Raw genomic sequence first — 20,179 nt, 5'->3', positions numbered from 1 at the left:
CGCTCAATCGGCCGCCGATGGCGCAGCGTGTTCAAGCCCAAGCAGCGTGCCTGCACCCTGCACCGCCACATTGTCACCGGCATGAAGCGCGCCTGTAGGCACCAGCCATCCGGCGTCGGCAGCATGGCCCGCAGCGATGCTCATCCGTTCAAACCCCTGTCCGGGCTTGGCGCGGTAGACGAACAGGCCGCCATCGACGCGGACGATGGCGCTGCGCGGAACCAGCAGCTCTGCCGATCGGGCGCGTTCCCGACCGGAAGCAAGGCGGACGGCGGGCAAGGCCCGGCCCACGCTGGCCACGCGGACGCCGCTCCCTTGCCACAGCGCCAGTACGCCCGCGGTCTGCAACTGCGCATCGCCGCTGCTGGCAGGGCCGAGCACGGTCAGTCGCGCGGCCTGCGCACCTTCCCCGACGGTCACGGACGTTCCGGCGGGCGGCGGGCCGTCGGGCATGTCGATGCGCAACAGCACGAGATCGCCGCTGGCCGCCTTTGCCGCAAGGGCGGGGATCGACCGGCAGCCCAGCTGGCCAAGGCCTGCGCCATATTCGAGCCCCACGCGCTGGCAGGCCAGCGTCAGCCGCGCCCGGTCGGCCACGGCTTGCGCACGGGCGGCCTCGACCTCGCGCCGGGATGCGCTTTGATCCTGCCCAGCCAGACTTTCCAGCCGTGCCAGTTCGCGCCCGCTGGTCTGGCGAGCGGCGGTTGCGGCGGTGATCTCGGCCGCGATGACGGCGAGCGGCGACAGGTCGAGCGCGCGGGCGATGCCCGTGCCCTGTCCCTGCGCAACCGCGCCTGCCGCCAAAGCCAATGGCGCAACACCGATCCCGGCAGCGGCGCTGGACTTGGCATCAAGGTCAAGCGGATCGGCCGCTTCAGGCCGGGCGGCCGTGGTGACCGGCGTGACCAGCGTGGCCGAACTCACCATATGCAAGGCGAAGGCCCCCACCGCCGCCCCGATCAGGGCGGCAGCGACAAGCGCCGGAACTGCGGCCTTAACAGCGGTCACAACGCTTTCTCCAGCAGGCGGGGATCGATCAGGGTTTCTGGCCCATCGAGCGGGCGGTGCAAGGCATCTTCAAGCGCGGCATCGGCCAGACGGACGCGGGCAAGCGCATCGAGCGCGGCCAGTTGCGCCTCAAGCGCGGTGATGCGCGCTGCCGTCCAGTCCACCCGCGCGATGGCGCCTGCCTGCAACCGCGCGTCGGCGCGCTGTGCGGCAAGCGTGGCTTGCGGCAGTTCGGCGTCGCGAATGCGCGCAAGCGCAGCGCGTCCGGCAAGGCACTCGGCCTGCGCAGCCTCGATCGCGGCGCCTGCATCGGCAAGCGCGGCGGTGATCGTGGCTGCTGCTTTGTCGCGGCGGGCCACGGCGGCAGCGATGGCGCGGCGATTGCCGTCAAACGTGGGCAGCGCAAGGTTGAGCGCCAGCGGCAGTTTCACCAGCCCGCGCTCCCACGTATAGCCGGGGCCAATACTGAGCGCCGGTGCCTGCTTGGCCAGTTCAAGTGCGATATCAGCCTCAGTCTGGTCATAGGCGGCGAGCGCGGACAGCACGTTGGCACGCGCCGCGATGGCGCGCGACCGATCCTCTGCGGCAAAGACGGGAACGGAAGCGATCACCGCAAGCGCGGCGAAACCATCCCACGCGAGCGGTCGCTCGCCCAGCGCTGCGACCGGCACTCCCAGCTTTCCGGCAACTTGTGCGCGGGCCTGAACGATCCGGCCACGCGCATCGTCCAACTGGCGCGCCACTTGGGCACGCGCGGTGCGGAATGGCAGCACGTCCAGCCCGGCGCGCTCACCGCGCGCCACGGCGGCATCAAGCGCGGCGAGTTGGCGGTCATGCAGCGCGAGCAGATCCTGCAGAACGGGCGCTTGCGCCTGCGCCACTTGCGCCGCGATCACTGCGCGCGCCAGATCCATCCGTTCGGTCCAGACCACTTCGGCCAGATCGAAGCGCGATTGCAGCACCGCCAGATCGGCCCGCGCCAACCGCGCCTTGCGCCGCCCGCCCCGATCGAGCGGCAGGTCCAGCGCGCCGCCCAGCAGCCAAGGTGAACTGCTTGCCGGGTCGTTGGCATATTCGGTGGTCAACGTCAGCGTGGGCGCGCTGGCATGGCGCGCCACCGCCGCATCGGCCTGTGCCACCGCCACCGCGCGGCGCCCCTCGGCAATGCGCGGATCGGACTGGACCAGCGCGGCAAACAGCACGAGCCGATCAAGCCGGTCTGTCGAGACAGGCGCGGTCGGTGCGATGGTCCGCGCCAGATCAGCGGCCGCGCCTGCGTCAAACGGGGTCTGCAATCGCTGCATCGCCGCGCGCGGCAGATCGACTGGTGCCGGCGCCACCTTCACGCAGCCCGCCAGGACCAACGCCAGCAAGGCCGGGCCGAGCGCACAACCAGCAGACCACAAGGCACCGCGTACAGTAATCACGCCCCCCGTTCCGGGCGGTACCCGACCGACCCTGCACACGCTATCGCAGGCTACCCCCTGCGCGCGCAATCCCAGTCTGATCCGCAAACGCCACATGGCCAATCGGTAACGTCAGGGACCGATGACACCCCGATCACGGCGCGGGGTGCGGTGGACTGTCCCATCCCCCGCCAAGCGCGAGGAACAGCGTGACCTGATCTTGCGCCACCGCCTCACGCCCGGCCTGTTCGGCGGCGCGACTGGTCAAAGCGCTCTGCCGTTCGCCGATGTCGGCCAGCAACGGCGCGCGCCCGGCGGCGCGCAGACGCGCGGCCTCTTGCGCGCCCTGTTCGGCCGCTTGTCGCGCGCGGACCAGTGCGACAAGCCGGTTGCGATCCTCCGCATAGCCGGACAATGCCGTCTCGGTTTCGCGCAACGCGGCCAGCACGGTGCCGTCAAACCGGGCAAGCGCGGCATCGGCATCGGCCTTTGCCGCATGGACCCTTGCGCGAGCACCGGCGCCGGGAATGCTCCAGCGGATCAGCCCGCCAAGGCTCCAGGTATTGGCCACGCCCTTGCCCAGATCGTCGAGCAAGCCGATCGAACCCGCCGACAGCCCGAGCCCGATGCGGGGATACAGATCGGCCGTGGCCACGCCGATCCGCGCGGTGGCAGCGGCAAGCTGACGCTCGGCAATGCGCACATCGGGACGGCGGCGCAACAGCCCAGCGCCATCGCCCACTGGCAAGGCCGCGCTCGCCTGCGGAATGGCACTGCACCGCTCCGCTTCACGCGGATATTCGGCGGGAGCGCGGCCCATCAGATAGGCCAGCGCATAAAGCGCCGCGCGCGAACGCGACTGCCACTGCGGTAGTGCCGCCTCGGCCTGCGCCACACGCGCTTGCGCCCGCGTGACATCGGTGGCGCCAAGACGCCCGGCTTCGGCAAGGCGGCGCGTGCTGTCGAGCGCTTTGTTTTGCAGAGCCAGCGTGCGCCGCGCCAGATCAAGGCCCTCAGCCGCGCCACATTGCGCGATGTAGGCGCGCGCAACATTGGCCGCCAATGTCACCTGAACCGCACCGATAGTGGCCGCGCTGGCCTCCTCGTCGGCCTGTGCCGCCTCTATGCTGCGCCGGATGCGCCCGAACAGATCCACCTGATAGCGCATCGCGGCAGTGGCATTGCCCAAGTTGAATACCGGCAGCGTTTCGTTCTTGAGATAGGACTCGGCCGAAAGGCGCGCCCGCTGCGCCCCCAGTTCAGCGTCGAAATCGACCTCCTTCTGCCCCTCGGCAATCGCCGTAACGCTGGCCGCGCGCGCCAGGCTGGCGGCGGCGACGCGCAAGTCGGTGTTGGCCGCCAGCGCCTGTTCTTCCAGCGCATCGAGCACCGGATCATCGTAAAGATGCCACCAACGCGACGGCAGCGGAACGACTGTAACCGCGCCTGTTCCTTCGCGGAAGGGTGCCTGCGCGGCGGGAGCGCGCATGGCTGCGCCCGGCGGCACGTGATAGTCCGGCCCCATTGCCTTGCAACCGGCCAGTCCCAATGCCAGCGCCATGGCCAACGCCACGCGTGCCGACGGACCTGCCGAGGGCTTGCGCCTCATCGCGCAGGCTCCTGCGCCAGCGTAACCGTGGCCGTACGGCCAACGACCAGTCGCACGTCGGCGGGCGGATGGTCGAGTGCGATCCGCACCGGCACACGCTGCGCCAGCCGCACCCAGCTGAAGCTGGGATTGATCGCGGGCAACATGTCGGTGCTGCCGGTTCGGTCATGATCGGCAATGGCTCCGGCGATCGAGGTAACGTGGCCGTCCAGGGCCCTGCCCTCACCCATCAGCCGGATCGTCGCGCGCTGGCCAAGGTGGACGTGCCCCAGCTTGGTCTCCTCGAAATAGCCTTCGATCCGCAGCGATGCGCCGTCGACCAGTGCCAGCACGGGCTTGCCCGGCGAGACATAGTTGCCCGGGCGTAGCGCAATGTCGGACAACTGTCCGTCGATCGGCGCCACAACGCGGGTGCGCGCAAGATTGAGCCGCGCGACGTCGCGGGCATTGCGCGCTTGCGCCGATTGCGCCTGCGCATCGGCCAGCGCGGCCTGCGCCTCGGCCAGTGCGGCTTGACCGTCGGCCACTTTGGTCTCGCTCTGCTCGGTCACTTCGGCGGCGACGAGTTCACCAAGCGACCGATTGCGGCCAGCTTCGCGGCGGCTTTCGCCCAAGACAGCGCGGGCGCGGGTGATGGCTGCGCTGGCGCGGGCCACGGCAGCATCGGCCCGGCCGACCAGGGCTTCGGCATCGCGCAGCGCCAGCCGGAAGCGCGCGGGGTCGATTTCGAACAGCGGCTCGCCCTTGTGGACGTGCTGGTCGGGCGCCACGAACACTTGCGTCACCAGTCCGCTGACGTCTGGGGCCACCTGCACCACTTCGGCGCGAACCCGGCCATCGCGGGTCCAAGGATCGGATTCGTAGTGCCGGAACAGAAAGTAGCCACTGACCGCAGCGGCCACCACCAGCCCCGTCGTGGCGGCCAGTTGCACGCCCTGACGCAGGCGCGGGTTGATCGTAACGGGCATCACAGGCTTCCTTGCAGAACAGGCGTGAGCGCCACCAGCGCCCACAGCACCACAAACAGGGCAATGTCGAACAGCACCGGGTTCCACACCCAGCGATAGATGCGCAAGGCCACGAACAGCCGGTGCACCAGCAGCGCCAGCAGAAAGGCGATGATCGCGGTGGCGGGCGCATTGGCCACCATCACGCCGCCAAGCGCGAATTGCGGGTTCATCGGCCAAGGCTCCGGTTCAGCCGCGCCGGTTCAAGCGGATCGAACGCGGGGGCATCGGGAAACAGGTTGCGGCGCAAAGCCACCAGCGCGGCACGGGCCGTCGACGGTTCGCTGTCGATCAATGCGCCAGTGACCGCAATGGTCGTTTGCGGGGTATCGCTGACCAGCCGCAGCGCCCTGTCGATCCGCGCGAGCAGCCGCGCGGGCAAGGGAGCGGGCGCCAGCACCGGACGACGCGCGGCAAAGTGATCGGCCAGATCCCGCAACAGGCGCAGCACAGCCACCCGCAACGGTCGCCCCGCGTTGGTGCGCAAGTGCTGGAGCGTGGCAATGTTCATCGCGATGCGCACATCGCGCAGCACCGCGCCCGCTTGCGGATCGTCGGCACCCAAACGCTGGGTGATCAGGGCAAGCTGGTCGCTCGCGCGGCTGAGCGTGGCCGCCGGATCGGGCGGCGTCGTGGCACTGGCGAGCGCGGCCAGATCGGCGCGCAACCGTCCGACCAGACGCGTGACCGCCGCTTCGGCCCCGGCGCTGCGAAACAGGGCAGTGACCGTCGCCGCAACCAGCATCGCCAGCGTCTGCGCCAAAGTGCTGTTGAGGAACCGGCCGAAATCGGGATCGAAGGTTTCCTGAATGGCCAGCGTGCTGCACAGGCCGACGAGGAATGCGGTAACCGCCAGTCCCCAGCGCGGACTGGCCTGAACCATGCCGATGACCAGCAGCAAGGGCGCCAGCATGAGCGTCAGTTCGACAAATCCGTCGGCCTGCGGCAAGAACCAGAACAAGTACAGTCCGGCCAATGGCGCGCTGGCGATGGTCGCGCCGCCAAACGCGATGATCGCGGGCACCGGGTTGTCCATGGCCGCGAACATGCAGCAATAGATCGCGGTCATCGCCGCCGCGGTGCCGCCATCGGCCCAGCCGGTCTCGATCCAGAAACCACAGACCAACAGCAGCGCAAACCCGGCGGAAAGGCCCGACAGCGTCGCGAACACCGGGTCGCTGTGCAGCTTGAGCGCGCCGGACGCATCGTCCGTCGCGGCAGCGCCAACCCTTTGCGGGTCATCGATGTGTGCCAGCAACCGGCGCGATTGGGCGATGACATGGCAGGCCTGCGTCAGCCGGACGAGGAAGCTTTCACGCAGCAAGGCGGTCCAGTCGCGCGGCGCGGCGGCTTCGTCCCCACCGCCCGGCTCGGTTCCGTCCAGAAAGTCGGGCACCGGCTGCGACAGCCGGTCGCCTGCCAGCCACGCGATCGCCTTGCCCCGCGCGGGCGCCAGCAACGGATCGTCGCCCAACACCGCGCTGCGGTCGGCCAGCCCGGACAGCAGCGGCAACAGCCACAGGATGCGGTTGAGCAGTGCCTGCACCGTGCGGGTCGCTTCGCGCCAGTGCGAGGTGTCATAGGGCACGTGCGCGGCCATCAGGATGCATTCCATGGCATCGACAGCCAGCCGCCGCCGGTCCTGCTCGCTGCGGCGCGCGGCCTTGGCATCGCCCTGCAAGGCATCGCCCAGCCAGGTCTCCGCATCGTCCAGCCAGGCCGACAGCTTCGGCCCGAGCCGCTCGCCCACCGAGGTCGGCCAGAACAGGCTGTGGGTCAGTGTGGCGCATACGATGCCCAGCGTGATCTCGGTGACGCGGGCGATCGCTGTGTCGAATACCGCTTCGGGATGGTTGACGCTGGGAAACGCCACGATCGCGCAGGTGTACCCCGCCAGCATCACCACATAAGCGCGCGGCGACCGGTCGAGCAGCGAGAGCGACAGGCACAGCGCCAGCCACATCGCCAGTGCCAGCGACAACAGCAACGGCCATTCGACCAGCGCCGGAACCAGCCACACCGCCACCGCCGCGCCCAAGGCCGTGCCGATCACGCGGAAGAACGCCTTGGAACGGGTCGCACCCGAAAGCTGATTGCTGGTGATATAGACCGTCGACATCGCCCAGAACGGCATCGGCAGCCCGACCGACAGGCTGATGCCCAGCGCGGCCAGCGCAGCGACCGCGTTCTTCGCGGAATAAAGGGCAGGCGGTCCCCAGCGCATCGCAATCAACGTCCTTGCCCCCTGACTACCGATCAGCCGCACCAAGGCTCTGCTCAGCGTGGCGCAGGCAGCGTACCCTGACAAGATCAACACAGGTATAAGTGGAGACGGCAGGATAACGCAGCGCTCGTGGGCCAGCGCCATCCTGCCGTCGGGCAGACCGCTATCGGGATTGGGGGGGTGACAGCGATCCGATCCCGCGCCCTTAGCGCAACCGCGCTCACCGCGCCCCCAAGCGCTATGGCGGACTACCATAAAATTTCTTATGGTGTCACTTATGAGTCTGGTTCATCTGCGCACGTTCATCGAAGTCTATCGGCAACGCTCGATCAGCGGAGCGGCGCGCGGGCTCGGCCTCACCCAGCCTGCCGTCTCGCAGCACATTGCCGCGCTTGAAGCTGCGGTGGGGCGCCAGTTGTTCCTGCGCAGCGTGCATGGCATGGCGCCCACTCCTGCAGCCGACGAACTGGCGGCCGACATCGGCGACCGGCTTGACCTTGCCGAAGCAGCGCTTGGTGCTGCGCGCGCACGGTCATCGGAAATGGCGGGGGCGGTGCGGCTGGTCGGGCACGCCGATTTTCTTTCGGAAGTGATCGCGCCGCTGCTGATCCCCTTGCTGATGGCGCAGATGAAGGTCCGCCTGCAGGCAGGCGACCGCGACGATGTGATCCACAATCTGGCCGAGGGGCACTGCGATCTTGGCCTGTCGGGCTATCCGATACAGGATCGGCGGCTGCGCACCGAACTGGTGCGGGAAGAACCGGTGATCGCGGTGGCGGCCCCGGCGATTGCGGCAAGGCTGCGCACCGCGCCCGATCTGGCAACCGCTCTGGCCGCAGAGCCGCTGCTGGCCTACAATCTTGAGCGGATGCTGGTCGATGGCTGGCTGGCGCACAACGGGCTGCAAGGTGTCACCCCCAACCCGGCGGTGATCGGACAGGATTTCCGGGGCTTGCGTCGATTGCTTTGCGCCGGTTTCGGCTGGACGGCGATGCCCGCCTACTTGTGCCGCGCAGAGATCGCACGGGGCGATCTGGAGGAAATACCAGGACCGGTCGGGCCGACGGCCAATGCCTATTACATGGTCTGGGCGGCTGGCGCGCTGCGCCATCCACGCATCGCCCATGTCCGCCAGACCCTTATGGCCGAACTGCGGCGCGGAGTCTGAAACCCCGCGCCGAGTATCGGATTGCGGCGATCAGAACGCCGCTTCGTCGAACGCCATGATCGACGCCTTGCCCGCCTTGATGGCAAGGAAAGCCGCTGTCGCTTGCGGCAACAGGCGGTCGAAGAAGAACCGCGCAGTGGCGATCTTGGCGGTATAGAACGCGGCTTCGCCGGTGCCTGCGGCAAGTTGCGCCTGCGCCACCTTGACCGACTTGGCAAAGCAATAGGCCATGGCGACAAGCCCCATCAGCCGCAGGTAATCGGTTGCCGCAGCGCCGGCTTCCTCAGGGTCGCGAAGCCCGCGCTCGGCGATCATCGCGGTCGCACCTTGCAACGCCTCGAACGCGCGCTTGAGGCCGGTGATCGTCGGGGCGAGCGCCTCGTCTCCCGCATTGTCCTCGATGAAGGCGCTGATCGGATGGAACAGGCCGCGCAAGTTGCGGCCCATGTCGGCAGGCAGCTTGCGCCCGACCAGATCGAGCGCCTGAATGCCGTTGGTGCCTTCGTACAGCATCGCGATGCGGGCATCGCGCATGTATTGCTCCACCCCGCTTTCGCGGATGAAGCCATGGCCGCCATAGACCTGCACCGCCAGACTGGCACTCTCGAGCCCCAGATCGGTGAACAGCGCCTTGACCACCGGGGTCATCAGCGCGACGAACCCGGCCGCACGGGCGCGCTGTTCGGCGTCGACCCCATACTTTTCAGCATCGAGCGCGCGGGCGACCCACCCGGCGATGGCCCGGCATCCCTCGTTCCATGCGCGCATCGTCAACAGCATGCGGCGCACGTCGGGATGGACGATGATCGGATCGGCGGGCTTGTCGGGGTGCTTCACGCCCGACAGCGAACGGCCCTGCAGGCGGTCCTTGGCGTACCACACCGCCGACTGATAGGCCGCCTCGCCGATACCGAGGCCCTGAATGCCAACGCCCACGCGCTCGGCATTCATCATCGTGAACATCGCTTCCAGCCCGCGGTGCGGCTGGCCGACCAGCCAGCCCTTCGCGTCCTCGAACAGCATCTGACAGGTGGCCGAAGCCTTGATCCCCATCTTGTGCTCGATCGCGGTGCACGTGGCGCCGTTGCGGATCGACGGGTTGCCCGCGTCATCGGGCAGCAACTTGGGCACCAGGAACAGGCTGATCCCCTTCACCCCCTTGGGCGCATCGGGCAGACGCGCCAGTACCAGATGAACGATGTTGCCGGTCAGATCCTGATCGCCCGCCGAAATGAAGATCTTGGCGCCCGAAACGGCATAACTGCCATCGCTCAGCGGCTCGGCGCGGGTGCGCAGCAGCCCCAGATCGGTGCCGCAATGCGGTTCGGTCAGGCACATCGTCCCCGACCATTCGCCGGCCACCATCTTGGGCAGATAGGCCTGCTTCAGTTCCTCGGAGGCATAGGCATCGATCGCCGCGATCGCCCCGTTGGTCAGACCCGGATACAGGCTGAAGCTGACGTTGGTGGCACAGATCATCTCTTCCACCAGCTTGCCCACGGATTCGGGTAGGCCCTGCCCGCCCCATTGCGTCGGCAGCACCAGCGCGTTCCAGCCACCATCGGCAAACTGGCGCCATGCGTCGATGAAGCCTGCAGGCGTGCGCACGGCACCGTTTTCGAGCGTGCAGCCTTCCTCATCGCCCGAACGGTTGAGCGGCAGCAGCACGCCCTCGCAGATCTTGGCGCCTTCGGTCAGGACCGCCTCCACCAGATCGGGCGTGATCTCGGCAAAGGCGGGCAAGCCGCCAAAGCCGTCGTCGGTGTGCAATTCATGCGCCACGAACTGCATGTCGCGGATGGGCGCGGAATAGATTTGCATGGTGTTTTCCCTTCAGTTCCGCAGCGGCTTGCCGGTGGTGAGCATGTGCTCGACGCGGGCTTGCGTGCCGGGATTGCGGGCAAGGCGCAGAAACGCCTGCCGTTCGAGCGTCAGCAGATCGCCTTCGGTCACGGTATCGACCAGATCAGCCTCACCACCAGTGAGCACCGTCGCCAGCGCATCGGCCACCACCGCGTCATAGGCGGTCGCCTTGCCCTGCGCCTGGAAGCCTTCGACCGCCAGCGTCATCGCGGCCTTGCCGCCGGCACCCGGCAGACGGAAGGTCGGCGGAGCGGGCGGGACATAGCCTTCGACCAGCGCCAGCGCGCGCGCCTTGGCGTCGGCCAGCAAGCGATCGCGGTTCATCGTCACGCCGTCCGTTGCGCGCAGGAAGCCAAGATCCTGCGCATCGGCGGCCGACTTGGCGACCGTGGCGGTCGAGATCAGTTCGAACGCCTTGGCCACGGCGGGGACCGGGCCGCGCGGCAACCCGCGCAGCTTGGAGAGCCGGTCGATCATCTCACCGCAGCCGCCCCAACCCGGAACCAGTCCGACACCGCATTCGACCAGTCCGATGTAGCTTTCGGCATGGGCCTGCACCGCGTCGCAGTGGAGCAGCACCTCGCAGCCGCCGCCTAGCGCCAGTCCGGCTGGCGCGCCGACGACCGGGAACGGCGCGTATTTCAGCGCCTTGTAGGCCATCTGCCCACCGGCGATCAGCTTCTCGACCTCGCCCCACGCCGCGATATTGACCGCGAACATGGCCAGACCAAGGTTGGCCCCGGCCGAAAACGCGCTGCCTTCGTTATAGACCACCAGCGCCTTGTAACCGCCAGCGACCAGCGGGATCGCCTTGCCGATCAGCTTCAGGATCTCGCCGTCGATGGCATTCATCTTCGACGTGAATTCGAGGCAGACCACGCCGTCACCGATATCCCACAGCGCCGCTGAACCGTTCTTCAACAACGGTTTAGCAGTAAGCTTTATATCTTCGAGCAGCAGCACGCCGTCCGGGCGCACGACGTCGTGATACGTCCCGTCAAGGCCGAGGAACTGGCGCTGGCCACCCTCGATGCGATAGAGCGTGCGGCCTTGCGCAACCTCCACGATGGCCGGAACCGGCTTGCCCTCAGCGCTCAGCCGCGCGGCAAGGGCGGCGGTGCCGATGCGGTCGATCAGTTCAAACGGACCGTACTTCCAGTTGTACCCCAGCTTCATCGCGACATCGATCGCGACGATATCGTCCGCCGCCTGTGGCAACAACGATGCGGCATAGGACAGCGTCGGCCCGAGGATCGCCCAGGCATAGGCGCCCGCCTTGCCTGGCAGCGCCAGCAGGGCATTGAGATCCTTTTGCGCGGCGCCCGGCAGCGCTTCGGGCTTGATCTGCGCGCGGTATTCGCCGGTCGCCAGATCGATCGCTTCCTTGCGCTTTCCGGCTTCACGGTTGACGCGATAGAACCCGCCCTTGCCCTTGCGGCCGGTGAAGCCGGTGGCAATCATCCGGTCGATCAGCGGGTGGTCGATGGCGATCGCCTGATAGGCGTCGTCAGCCGGAAGCGTAGAGGTCAGGCTGGCCTTGAGGTGGGGCATCAGATCGATACCGACCAGATCGACCAATCCGAACACGCCGGTCTTGGGCACGCCCATCGGCTTGCCAGCGATGGCGTCGGCTTCTTCGACCGTCAGGCCAAGCTCGATCGCGGCGTTGAGCGCGCTCTGCAGCCAGAACGTTCCGACGCGGTTGGCGAGGAAGCCCGGCGTGTCCTTGGCCGCGACCACTGTCTTGCCCAATGCCTGATCGGCAAAGGCGCTGACCCGTGCGACCAATGCGGGGTCGCTGGCGGGGCCCGCGACCACCTCGATCAGCCGCATGTAGCGCGGCGGATTGAAGAAGTGGGTGATCAGGAAGTCGCGCGCAAAGGCTTCGCTGCGCCCTTCGACCAGCTTGCCCAGCGGGATGGTCGAGGTGTTCGACGATACCGCCGTGCCCGGACGGCGTACCGCCTCCAGCTTTTCATACAGCGCGTGCTTGAGGTCGAGCCGCTCGATGATCGCCTCGATCACCCAGTCGCACTCGGCCACGCGGGCCAGATCGTCATCGATATTGCCGACTTCGACCAGCTTGGCCGCGCGCGGGCTCATGAAGGCGGCGGGCTCGGCCTTCTTCAGCCGGGCGAGCGCCGCTGCGGCCACCGCATTGCGGTCGGCCGGGTCGCGCACGATATCGAGCAACAGCACCGGAACCCCGGCATTGGCGACTTGCGCGGCAATGCCGGCGCCCATCACGCCTGCCCCGATCACGCAGACCTTGCGAATTGGATTGGCTGCAGCCGCGCTCATCGTACGGCCTCCAGCACGGTGGCGATGCCCTGCCCGCCGCCGATGCACTGCGTGGCGAGGGCAAAGCGGCCGCCCGTACGCTGCAACAGCGCAGCAGCCTTGCCGACGATGCGCGCACCGGTGGCGCCAAGCGGGTGGCCGAGCGCAATCGCGCCGCCGTCGAGGTTGATCTTCGCGCGATCGAGCCCGAGGTCGGCGATGCAGGCCAGTGACTGGCTGGCGAACGCCTCGTTCAGTTCGATCACATCGAGGTCGGCGACAGTGATCCCTGCACGGGCCAGCGCCTTGCGGCTCGATTCAACCGGACCGATGCCCATGATCTCGGGCCCGCAACCCGAAATGGCGGTGCTGCGGATGCGCGCCAGAATGGGCAGGCCATGGGCGCGGGCATAGTCCTCGCTGGTCACCAGCACCGCGCTGGCGCCGTCGGTCAGCGGCGACGACGTGCCCGCCGTCACCGTGCCGGTGGCGCTGAACGCGGGCTTGAGCCCGGCGAGACCCTCAGCCGTAGTGCCGGGACGCGGGCAGCCGTCGCTGTCGACCAGCCCGGCCTTGGTCGCGATCGGCACGATCTCGTCGGCAAGGCGTCCGCCTGCGATCGCCGCTGCAGCCTTGGCCTGGCTTTCCAGCGCGAACTCCTCTTGCGCGGCGCGGCTGATGGCATAGCGGCTGGCAAGGTTTTCGGCAGTGTCACCCATGCCGATATAAGCCGCGCTCGATTTGGCGAGTTCCGGGTTGGGCAACGGGTTGAAGCCCATCATCGGCACCCGGCTCATGCTTTCGACGCCCGCAGCAATGAACACCTCGCCCGCGCCCAGCGCGATCTGGCCGGCGGCATAATGCACCGAGCTCATCGACGATCCGCAGAAGCGGTTCACGGTCATCCCGCCGACGCTTTGCGGCAAGCCGGCGATCAGCCCGATCAGGCGCCCGACGTTGAAGCCCTGTTCGCCTTCGGGAAAGGCACAACCGACGATCAGATCCTCGATCGCCTGCGGATCGACCCCGGTCCGGGCGACCAGCGCGTTAACCACGCTGGCAGCAAGGTCATCGGGGCGGGTGCGGGCCAGAGCGCCCTTACCGGCAAGATGGAACGGCGAACGGGCATAACCGGCAATCACGGCTTGGGGCATCACGCATCCTTCAGAAATGACAATCGGACAAAAAGTGGCAGGCGGACAAAATCGGCAGGCGGACAAAAAGTGACAGACGGGCAGAAACTTCAATCGGCCATCCGCAGGCGAACCAGTTCGCAAACGCGCGAAGGCGGCTTGCGGGTTGCTGCGGACACCCCGCTCCAGGTCGAGCCGACACCGGAATCAGACGAACCGCCGCAATTGATCCTAATGGTGCCCAACTTTCCCTATACGTCAATCAAAATCTGATGCATATACGGAGTCGTCGCTGGTCTTGGTACTGGCGGACAGGGTCTGTTACCGTGCTCCAAGCCGGAACACCCGTTCGGGTCGAGGATGATAAAAAATGAAGGCATTTCCATCACTTATCGCCATTGCCCTGTCACTTGCCGTTGCTGCGCCGGTCGCCGCAAAGCCTGAGGATGCCATCGGACGCTGGGCCACAGCGACTCGCCACGGCGTGGTCGAGATCACCGCTTGCGGCAGTTCGATCTGCGGTCGGCTGGTCGATTCTGAAAACTTGCGCACCAACCCGGACATGCGCGATTTTCGCAACAAGGCCGCAGACCAGCGCAACCGCCCGATCAAGGGCCTGTTGATGCTCAGCGGCTTTACCCGCAGCGCGAACGGCTGGGACGGCGGTTCGGTCTACAACCCCGAAGATGGCGGCACCTACAGCGGCACGATCACCATCGGCGATGCCGATACGCTCAAGCTCAAGGGCTGCATCGTCTGGCCACTGTGCAAAAGCCAGGTGTGGAAGCGCATCCGCTGACCACCACGACAACGTTTAAACCCAAGCGATTGATTACCAGGAGAATTTGAATGTTTCAGTGCGCCCCCCGCGCCCTTTCCGTGATTCTTGCCAGCGCGGCCTTGACGGTGCTGGCCAGCCCCGCGCTGGCCGCAGGGTTCTATATTCAGGAACAATCGACCAAGGCCACCGGCCGTGCCAACTCGGGCGAAGTCGCCGATCAGGGCGTCGAAAGCCTGTGGTGGAACCCCGCTGCGATCGGTGGCCTTGAAGGCGGCGATGCCGCGATCAGCGCAACCGCGATCCGCCCACGCGCCAACGTGGTCGACAACGGCACGCTGATCGTGCGGCCGGGCCAGAAGCCCGCGCTGGTCGGCGGCGATGCCACCCGCAACCCGATCGACAACGGCGTCGTTCCGGCAGGTGCGATCGCGCACGGTCTGGGCCATGGTTTGGCCGTGGGCCTTGCCATCAGCGCTCCGTACAACTTCACCACCAGCTACCCGGCCACGAGCTGGGCCCGCTATTCCACGTTGACCACCCGTCTGCGCACGATCGACATCCAGCCGAGCGTTGCGGTGCAACTGGCCAACCGGATCAATCTGGGTGCGGCGCTCAACGTCGAACACACCACCGCCAACCTTGGCAACGCCCTGCCCAACCTGCTTGCCGCCCTGCCCGACGGGCAGCAGCAGCTTTCGGGCAAGGGCTGGGACGTCGGCTATACGCTGGGCGCGCAATACGTCGCTCCGCGTTTCAGCCTTGGCGTCAGCTACAAGTCGGCGATCACCCATCACCTCGACGGCCAGCTGGTGATCAGCGGGTTGCTCGGCCCGCTGGCGGCAAAGAACGCCACCATCGCCGCCAACGCGCGCTTCACCACGCCCTGGCAGCTCGGCTTCGGCGGCCGCGTCAAGCTGAACGATGCAATCACGCTCAACGGGCAGGTCGTGCGCTTTGGCTGGGCCAAGTTCGATGCGATCCGCCTTGGCAGCCCGCTGAACACCGCGATCCCGGAAAACTATCGCAACACCTGGAGCTATGCCGGTGGTGTCGATGTGGCGCTCAGCCCGCGCTGGACGGTGCGGGGCGGCGTGCAGCGTGACCTTGCGCCGGTGCGCGATACCGACCGCGACGCGCGCGTTCCCGATTCGGATCGCTGGACCTTTGCTGTTGGTGCAACCCACCAGCTGACCAAGGCGATCCAGATCAACGCGGCGGCGAATTACCTGACGCTTAGCGAAGCGGCGATCAACCGCACGACCGCCGCCTATGTGGGAACACCCGCACAGACGCCGGTGCTGGTCAACGGTACGGTGCGTTCGCCCAGCGTGCTGATTGCATCGCTTGGAGCCCGCATCCGCTTCTGATCAACCGTCCCAGATCCTCTTACCGTTCGGCAGGTCCGCTCCATGCAAGACGCTTCGATCACCCGCCCTGACCAGTCTGCTGCTGGCTTCGAACCACCACCGATGGTGCTGGGTGAACTGATCGACGCGACGGTGCGCGACTTTGCCGAACGGCCGGGGATGGATTTCCTCGGTCGCAAGTGGACCTGGGGAGAGACCGGCCGCCTGATCGACCGCGCCGCGCGCGGGCTTCAGGATCAGGGGCTGGTCAAGGGCGACAGGCTGGCGCTGTGCCTGCCCAACACCCCCTTCTACATCGTGCTCTACTTCGCAGCGATGAAGATCGGCGCGGTGGTGGTGAACCTCAACCCGCTCTATACCGAGCACGAGTTGACCCACCACTTGCGCGATTCCGGCGCCCGCATGATCGCGGTGCCCGATGTGGCTGAAATTCACGCCAAAGTGCTGGCCGTGCTCGACAAGACTTCGGTCGAGCGCGTCGTGCTGTGCCAGATGGCCGACGTGCTGCCCCGGTTGAAGGCACTGGGCTGGCGGCTGTTCAAGCGGGCCGAACGCGCGCCGTTTCGCAATGATGGACGCCATGTCCGCTATGCCGAACTGCTGCGCCACGAACCGCCGTTTGCACCGGTGTCGGTGACGCCCGACGATCTGGCGGTGCTGCAATATACCGGCGGCACCACCGGCACGCCCAAGGGCGCAATGCTGACACACCGCAACCTCACCGCCAATGCGCTGCAACAGCGCGAGCACGTCGGCGACGTGCTGCACGGCCCCCAGCGTACGCTGGCGGTGCTGCCGTTCTTCCACGTGTTCGCGCTGACCGCCGTGCTCGATTTCTCGGTGCGGGTCGGCTCTGAACTGGTGATGCTGCCACGCTTCGAGATGGACGCGGTGCTCGCCACGATTCGCCGGACCAAGCCGACGATGTTCTTTGGCGTGCCGACGATCTTCATCGCGATGAACGCCCTTTCGGCCGACCGCATGCCCGATCTGTCGAGCCTGTATGCCTGCATCTCGGGCGGCGCGCCGCTGCCGCTCGATGTGCGCACCACCTTCGAACGACTGACCGGTGGCAAAGTGTGCGAGGGCTATGGCCTGACCGAGGCCTCCCCCATCGTCGCCTGCAACCCGGTGGACGGCAGCGTCATCAAGGAAAACAGTTGCGGCCCCGCCTTCCCCGGCACGGTGCTCGAAATCCGTGACCCCGACGCGCCCGAGCGCATCATGCCGCAAGGCGAACGCGGCGAAGTCTGCGTGCGCGGGCCGCAAGTGATGGCCGGTTACTGGAACAAGCCCGACGAGACCGCCGCGACTTTTGTCGACGGCGCACTGCGCACCGGCGACATCGGCTATCTTGACGAAGACGGCTATCTGTTCCTGGTCGACCGGCTGAAGGATCTGATCCTGTGCAGCGGCTACAACGTCTACCCGCGCACGATCGAGGAAGCCGCCTATCGCCACCCGGCGGTGGAAGAGGCGATCGCCATCGGCGTGCCCGACCGTTATCGCGGGCAAAGCCCCAAGCTGTTCGTCAAGCTGCACGACGGCCAGACGGCCACGGCTGAGGAGATCCGCACGTTCCTGGGCCAGTACCTCAGCAAGATCGAAACTCCGCGTGAAGTCGAGATCCGTGCAGCTCTGCCCCGCACGATGGTGGGCAAGCTGTCGAAGAAGGAACTGGTCGAAGAAGAACGTGCGCGCAGTGCCGCGTCGTGATGGCGACCTTTCCCAAACATGTCGGATCATCACCCATAATCCCGCTTGATCAATCCATTGCGATCTGGTCCCTTTGCGCAGGGAACAGGACAAAGCGGGGGAACAGGCCATAGCCAGTCTGCAACAGCATAGCGACGACGCAGCGGTGCCCGATACGGACGACACCGCGCTGCCGCTTGACGATGAACACGGCAACAATGGCGCGCTGCAAGGCATTCAGGATGTGGCGACGCTGCTTGGCGTCACGCACCGCACCTTGCGGTTCTATGAGGACAAGGGACTGATCGAGCCTGCGCGCGTGGGCAACACGCGGGTCTATCGGCGGCGCGAGGTGGCGCGGATGCAGTTGATCCTGCGCGGCAAGCGGCTGGGCTTCTCGATCCGCGAGATCAAGGCCTTCCTTGATTTGTATGATGCCGATCCCACCCAACTTGGCCAAATGCAGCATCTACTGACGCAGATCCGCCTGCGCCTGCCTCAGTTGGAAAAGCAGCGCGCGGCGCTGGAACAGACCATCGACGAATTGCGCGCGATGGAAAAGCAGGCGAGCGATCAGGTCGCGCTGCTGAAACGCCAGCGCAAGGGCGGATAACGCGTCCGGATGCGTCAGCCCGGCATCGGCGTTGCAACGCTGGTGCCGGACGGCGTTGCCCCAAGCCGCTGACTGATCGCCCGTCGCGCATCGGCAAGCATGGCAACCGCATCCTCGCCCTCGCCCATCGCGCGGGCCAGCGCCATGGCGCCGACCATCTCCGCAACGGCCGAGGCCGCGCTGGCCTGCGCCTGCCCTTCCGCAACCCCGTTGGCCTGCAACACGCTTGCGATGGCCGAACGCATCCGGTCGATGCCTTGGCGGAAGCGCGCTTGTGCTGCGGGCGGCATACGCGGCACCTCGCCCGCAAGCCAGGGCAAGGGACACCCGCGATCGTGTCGCCGCATCGCGGCTTCGGACAGGTAACTGTCCACCAGTGCGCCAAGTTCGGCCGGGCCAGCCCCTGACGGCAGAAGCCGTGTGAACAGGCCCGCGCTGTCCTCGAACATGCGTTCGACCGCATGCGCCACGAGATCGTCGCGGTTCTCGAAATGCGCATAGAAGCCGCCATGGGTCAGCCCGGCGCGCTTCATCAGGTTGGCGACGCTCAGCCCCTCGGTTCCGCCACTGCGCAGCGCGGCGGCGGCTTCGTCGAGGATGCGCGCCCGCACTTTGGCCTTGTGGGCACTCTTGTCAGCCATGATCGGTACCCTCGCTTCCATATCCGCCGCCCATCGCGCGTACTGCGGCAACCGAGGCCCGCGCAAGGCCCGCGCGATTGGCGGTCAACCGGTCGGTGGCCGTAACCAGCGCCGCATCAGCCGTCAGCACATCCATCAATGCGATCGCGCCCTCGCGATAGGCGGCCCGCGCCTGATCGCGCGCCTTGGTCAACAGCGCCACTTGTCGCAACAGTTCGGCCTGTTCGTTTCGCCCTTCGGCCAGCGCCGCGATGGCATCGGCGACTTCCGCACTCGCACTCAGCGCGGCCTGCCGCCACAGCGCTAGCACCTCATGCTCGCGCCCGCGCGCGCTGGCCACTTCGGCATCGACCCGGCCGAAATCGAACAAGCGCCAGCGCAGCGTCGCCCCGCCCTGCGCGGTAACCGCATCGCCTGATGTCAGCGACGCGGTGCCAAGGCTGGCCAGGCCGATCAACCCGCCCAGCGAGAGATGCGGGTAGTACTCCGACCGGGCGGCCCCGACATTGGCGCGAGCGGCCTGCACCCGCTGTTCGGCGGCGGCAAGGTCCGGGCGACGGCGCATCAGCCGCGCCGGATCGGCATCGAGCGCTGGCTCCAGCGCGGCAGGAATCTCGCCTGCCACCTGCAAGCGGTCGCGCCATGCTGCATCGCCTGCCGTCAGCACGCCCAGCCGATCGATCTCGACCGCAATCGCGCTGCGCAGAGGCGAAATCGCGGCAGAGGCGGCAGCGCTGGCGGCTTCGGCGCGGTTGGCGTCATGGTCGCTGGCCAAACCTTGTCCGGCGCGCTGGCGCACCAGCGCCGCAAGATCGGCGCTGAGCTTCTGCTGCTGGCGAGCAAAGTCCAGCCGCGCCTGCAACCCGCGCAGTCGCAGATAGGTGTCAGCCGTTTCGGCCACCACAGCCAGCCGCGCTGCATCTGCCTCGGCCACCGTGGCGCCTGCCTGCGCCAGACTTGACCGGCGGCGGGCCGACAGCCCGCCGAACAAGTCGATCTCCCACTGGGCCGAAGGACCGACCTGATACAGATCGTATCCCCGCGACAGGCCCAACGCCTGCGAAACCGCGCCAAACGGCGTATTCAGCGACTGGCTGGCTGCTTCGGCAGAGGCACCCAACGTGACCGAGGGCAGCAGCGCGGCGCCTGCGCTCTTGGCCATGGCACGCGCCTGCTCGATGCGGGCGGCGGCGGCGGCAAGGTCAAGATTGCCAGCCAGCGCGCGATCCACCGCCTCGTCCAGCGTGGCGTCGTGAAAGGCGTGCCACCACGGCGTCGCCGGACCTGAGGGCGACGCGGCATGGGCTGGTGTGCCCGCCACCGCCAGAACTGCCAGGACCGGCAGCATGGCCTTGGTCGACATCGAAAAACGCATGGTCATCTC

The 20,179-nt window shown here is 67.2% G+C and carries 16 protein-coding genes; 5 read left to right on the top strand and 11 right to left on the bottom strand.

Annotated elements, in window-relative coordinates; genetic code table 11:
* Nucleotides 1-3 precede the first annotated feature (3 nt).
* From LDN95_RS08715 to LDN95_RS08690, 6 genes are all read right to left on the bottom strand, one after another.
* Nucleotides 4-1,008: a hypothetical protein gene (locus tag LDN95_RS08715; RefSeq protein WP_226017271.1), complete on the bottom strand. Its 1,005-nt coding sequence runs from the start codon at nt 1,006-1,008 to the stop codon at nt 4-6.
* Entirely contained in the window at nt 1,005-2,435 is a 1,431-nt protein-coding gene (locus LDN95_RS08710; RefSeq protein ID WP_226017270.1) for a TolC family protein, read from the bottom strand. Before LDN95_RS08710 ends, LDN95_RS08715 begins: the two co-directional genes overlap by 4 nt.
* Nucleotides 2,436-2,568: 133 nt before the next feature.
* Nucleotides 2,569-4,023, bottom strand: a complete 1,455-nt coding sequence (locus tag LDN95_RS08705; protein WP_226017269.1) for an efflux transporter outer membrane subunit — start codon at nt 4,021-4,023, stop codon at nt 2,569-2,571.
* Nucleotides 4,020-4,991, bottom strand: coding sequence for an HlyD family secretion protein (locus tag LDN95_RS08700; RefSeq protein WP_226017268.1), 972 nt, complete (start codon nt 4,989-4,991; stop codon nt 4,020-4,022). Before LDN95_RS08700 ends, LDN95_RS08705 begins: the two co-directional genes overlap by 4 nt.
* Entirely contained in the window at nt 4,991-5,203 is a 213-nt protein-coding gene (locus LDN95_RS08695; RefSeq protein ID WP_226017267.1) for a DUF1656 domain-containing protein, read from the bottom strand. Before LDN95_RS08695 ends, LDN95_RS08700 begins: the two co-directional genes overlap by 1 nt.
* Entirely contained in the window at nt 5,200-7,254 is a 2,055-nt protein-coding gene (locus tag LDN95_RS08690; RefSeq protein ID WP_226017266.1) for an FUSC family protein, read from the bottom strand. The genes LDN95_RS08695 and LDN95_RS08690 overlap by 4 nt, the downstream gene beginning before the upstream one ends.
* A 277-nt stretch (nt 7,255-7,531) precedes the next feature.
* On the opposite strand from LDN95_RS08690, the gene LDN95_RS08685 reads away from it, so the two are divergent.
* Entirely contained in the window at nt 7,532-8,422 is an 891-nt protein-coding gene (locus LDN95_RS08685; protein ID WP_226017265.1) for a LysR family transcriptional regulator, read from the top strand.
* A 30-nt stretch (nt 8,423-8,452) separates the two neighbouring features.
* Here LDN95_RS08685 and LDN95_RS08680 read toward each other — a convergent pair whose 3' ends face one another.
* The 3 genes from LDN95_RS08680 to LDN95_RS08670 are packed head-to-tail and all read right to left on the bottom strand — an operon-like array spanning nt 8,453 to nt 13,719.
* On the bottom strand, nt 8,453-10,243 hold the full coding sequence (locus LDN95_RS08680; RefSeq protein WP_226017264.1) for an acyl-CoA dehydrogenase C-terminal domain-containing protein: 1,791 nt from the start codon (nt 10,241-10,243) through the stop codon (nt 8,453-8,455).
* 12 nt (nt 10,244-10,255) lie between these two features.
* The gene (locus LDN95_RS08675) at nt 10,256-12,586 is read right to left on the bottom strand and encodes a 3-hydroxyacyl-CoA dehydrogenase/enoyl-CoA hydratase family protein (protein WP_226017263.1); all 2,331 of its coding nucleotides are present in this window, start codon (nt 12,584-12,586) and stop codon (nt 10,256-10,258) included.
* Nucleotides 12,583-13,719, bottom strand: coding sequence for a thiolase family protein (locus LDN95_RS08670; RefSeq protein ID WP_226017262.1), 1,137 nt, complete (start codon nt 13,717-13,719; stop codon nt 12,583-12,585). Before LDN95_RS08670 ends, LDN95_RS08675 begins: the two co-directional genes overlap by 4 nt.
* 349 nt (nt 13,720-14,068) lie before the next feature.
* Between LDN95_RS08670 and LDN95_RS08665 the strand changes: the two genes are divergently transcribed.
* From LDN95_RS08665 to LDN95_RS08650, 4 genes are all read left to right on the top strand, one after another.
* Nucleotides 14,069-14,497 (top strand): DUF2147 domain-containing protein, encoded by a 429-nt coding sequence (locus tag LDN95_RS08665; protein WP_226017261.1) that lies wholly within the window; start codon nt 14,069-14,071, stop codon nt 14,495-14,497.
* A gap of 80 nt (nt 14,498-14,577) precedes the next feature.
* Nucleotides 14,578-15,846 carry a porin gene (locus LDN95_RS08660; RefSeq protein WP_226017260.1) on the top strand — a complete coding sequence of 423 codons (1,269 nt, stop codon included), beginning with the start codon at nt 14,578-14,580 and terminating at the stop codon, nt 15,844-15,846.
* A gap of 42 nt (nt 15,847-15,888) precedes the next feature.
* Nucleotides 15,889-17,562, top strand: a complete 1,674-nt coding sequence (locus LDN95_RS08655; protein WP_226017259.1) for a long-chain fatty acid--CoA ligase — start codon at nt 15,889-15,891, stop codon at nt 17,560-17,562.
* Between the two features lie 205 nt (nt 17,563-17,767).
* A complete protein-coding gene (locus LDN95_RS08650) occupies nt 17,768-18,154 on the top strand; it encodes a MerR family DNA-binding transcriptional regulator (protein ID WP_370631671.1) in 387 nt (128 codons plus the stop codon).
* 14 nt (nt 18,155-18,168) lie between these two features.
* Here LDN95_RS08650 and LDN95_RS08645 read toward each other — a convergent pair whose 3' ends face one another.
* Together LDN95_RS08645 and LDN95_RS08640 are read right to left on the bottom strand one after the other, a co-directional pair.
* The gene (locus LDN95_RS08645) at nt 18,169-18,795 is read right to left on the bottom strand and encodes a TetR/AcrR family transcriptional regulator (RefSeq protein WP_226017258.1); all 627 of its coding nucleotides are present in this window, start codon (nt 18,793-18,795) and stop codon (nt 18,169-18,171) included.
* Nucleotides 18,788-20,170: an efflux transporter outer membrane subunit gene (locus tag LDN95_RS08640; protein WP_226017257.1), complete on the bottom strand. Its 1,383-nt coding sequence runs from the start codon at nt 20,168-20,170 to the stop codon at nt 18,788-18,790. The genes LDN95_RS08645 and LDN95_RS08640 overlap by 8 nt, the downstream gene beginning before the upstream one ends.
* Nucleotides 20,171-20,179: the final 9 nt, after the last annotated feature.

Source organism: Novosphingobium sp. FKTRR1, assembly GCF_020404405.1.
Classification (GTDB): domain Bacteria; phylum Pseudomonadota; class Alphaproteobacteria; order Sphingomonadales; family Sphingomonadaceae; genus Novosphingobium.
The sequence above is the reverse complement of the archived record's forward strand: the minus strand, read 5'-3'. Positions and strand labels throughout refer to the sequence as shown.

Bases quoted from the DNA above. Each gene is read 5' to 3' on its own strand.
- LDN95_RS08705 (WP_226017269.1), bottom strand. From the start codon at position 4,023: ATGAGGCGCAAGCCCTCGGCAGGTCCGTCGGCACGCGTGGCGTTGGCC.
- LDN95_RS08700 (WP_226017268.1), bottom strand. From the start codon at position 4,991: ATGCCCGTTACGATCAACCCGCGCCTGCGTCAGGGCGTGCAACTGGCC.
- LDN95_RS08695 (WP_226017267.1), bottom strand. From the start codon at position 5,203: ATGAACCCGCAATTCGCGCTTGGCGGCGTGATGGTGGCCAATGCGCCC.
- LDN95_RS08690 (WP_226017266.1), bottom strand. From the start codon at position 7,254: ATGCGCTGGGGACCGCCTGCCCTTTATTCCGCGAAGAACGCGGTCGCT.
- LDN95_RS08685 (WP_226017265.1), top strand. From the start codon at position 7,532: ATGAGTCTGGTTCATCTGCGCACGTTCATCGAAGTCTATCGGCAACGC.
- LDN95_RS08680 (WP_226017264.1), bottom strand. From the start codon at position 10,243: ATGCAAATCTATTCCGCGCCCATCCGCGACATGCAGTTCGTGGCGCAT.
- LDN95_RS08675 (WP_226017263.1), bottom strand. From the start codon at position 12,586: ATGAGCGCGGCTGCAGCCAATCCAATTCGCAAGGTCTGCGTGATCGGG.
- LDN95_RS08670 (WP_226017262.1), bottom strand. From the start codon at position 13,719: ATGCCCCAAGCCGTGATTGCCGGTTATGCCCGTTCGCCGTTCCATCTT.
- LDN95_RS08665 (WP_226017261.1), top strand. From the start codon at position 14,069: ATGAAGGCATTTCCATCACTTATCGCCATTGCCCTGTCACTTGCCGTT.
- LDN95_RS08655 (WP_226017259.1), top strand. From the start codon at position 15,889: ATGCAAGACGCTTCGATCACCCGCCCTGACCAGTCTGCTGCTGGCTTC.
- LDN95_RS08645 (WP_226017258.1), bottom strand. From the start codon at position 18,795: ATGGCTGACAAGAGTGCCCACAAGGCCAAAGTGCGGGCGCGCATCCTC.
- LDN95_RS08640 (WP_226017257.1), bottom strand. From the start codon at position 20,170: ATGCGTTTTTCGATGTCGACCAAGGCCATGCTGCCGGTCCTGGCAGTT.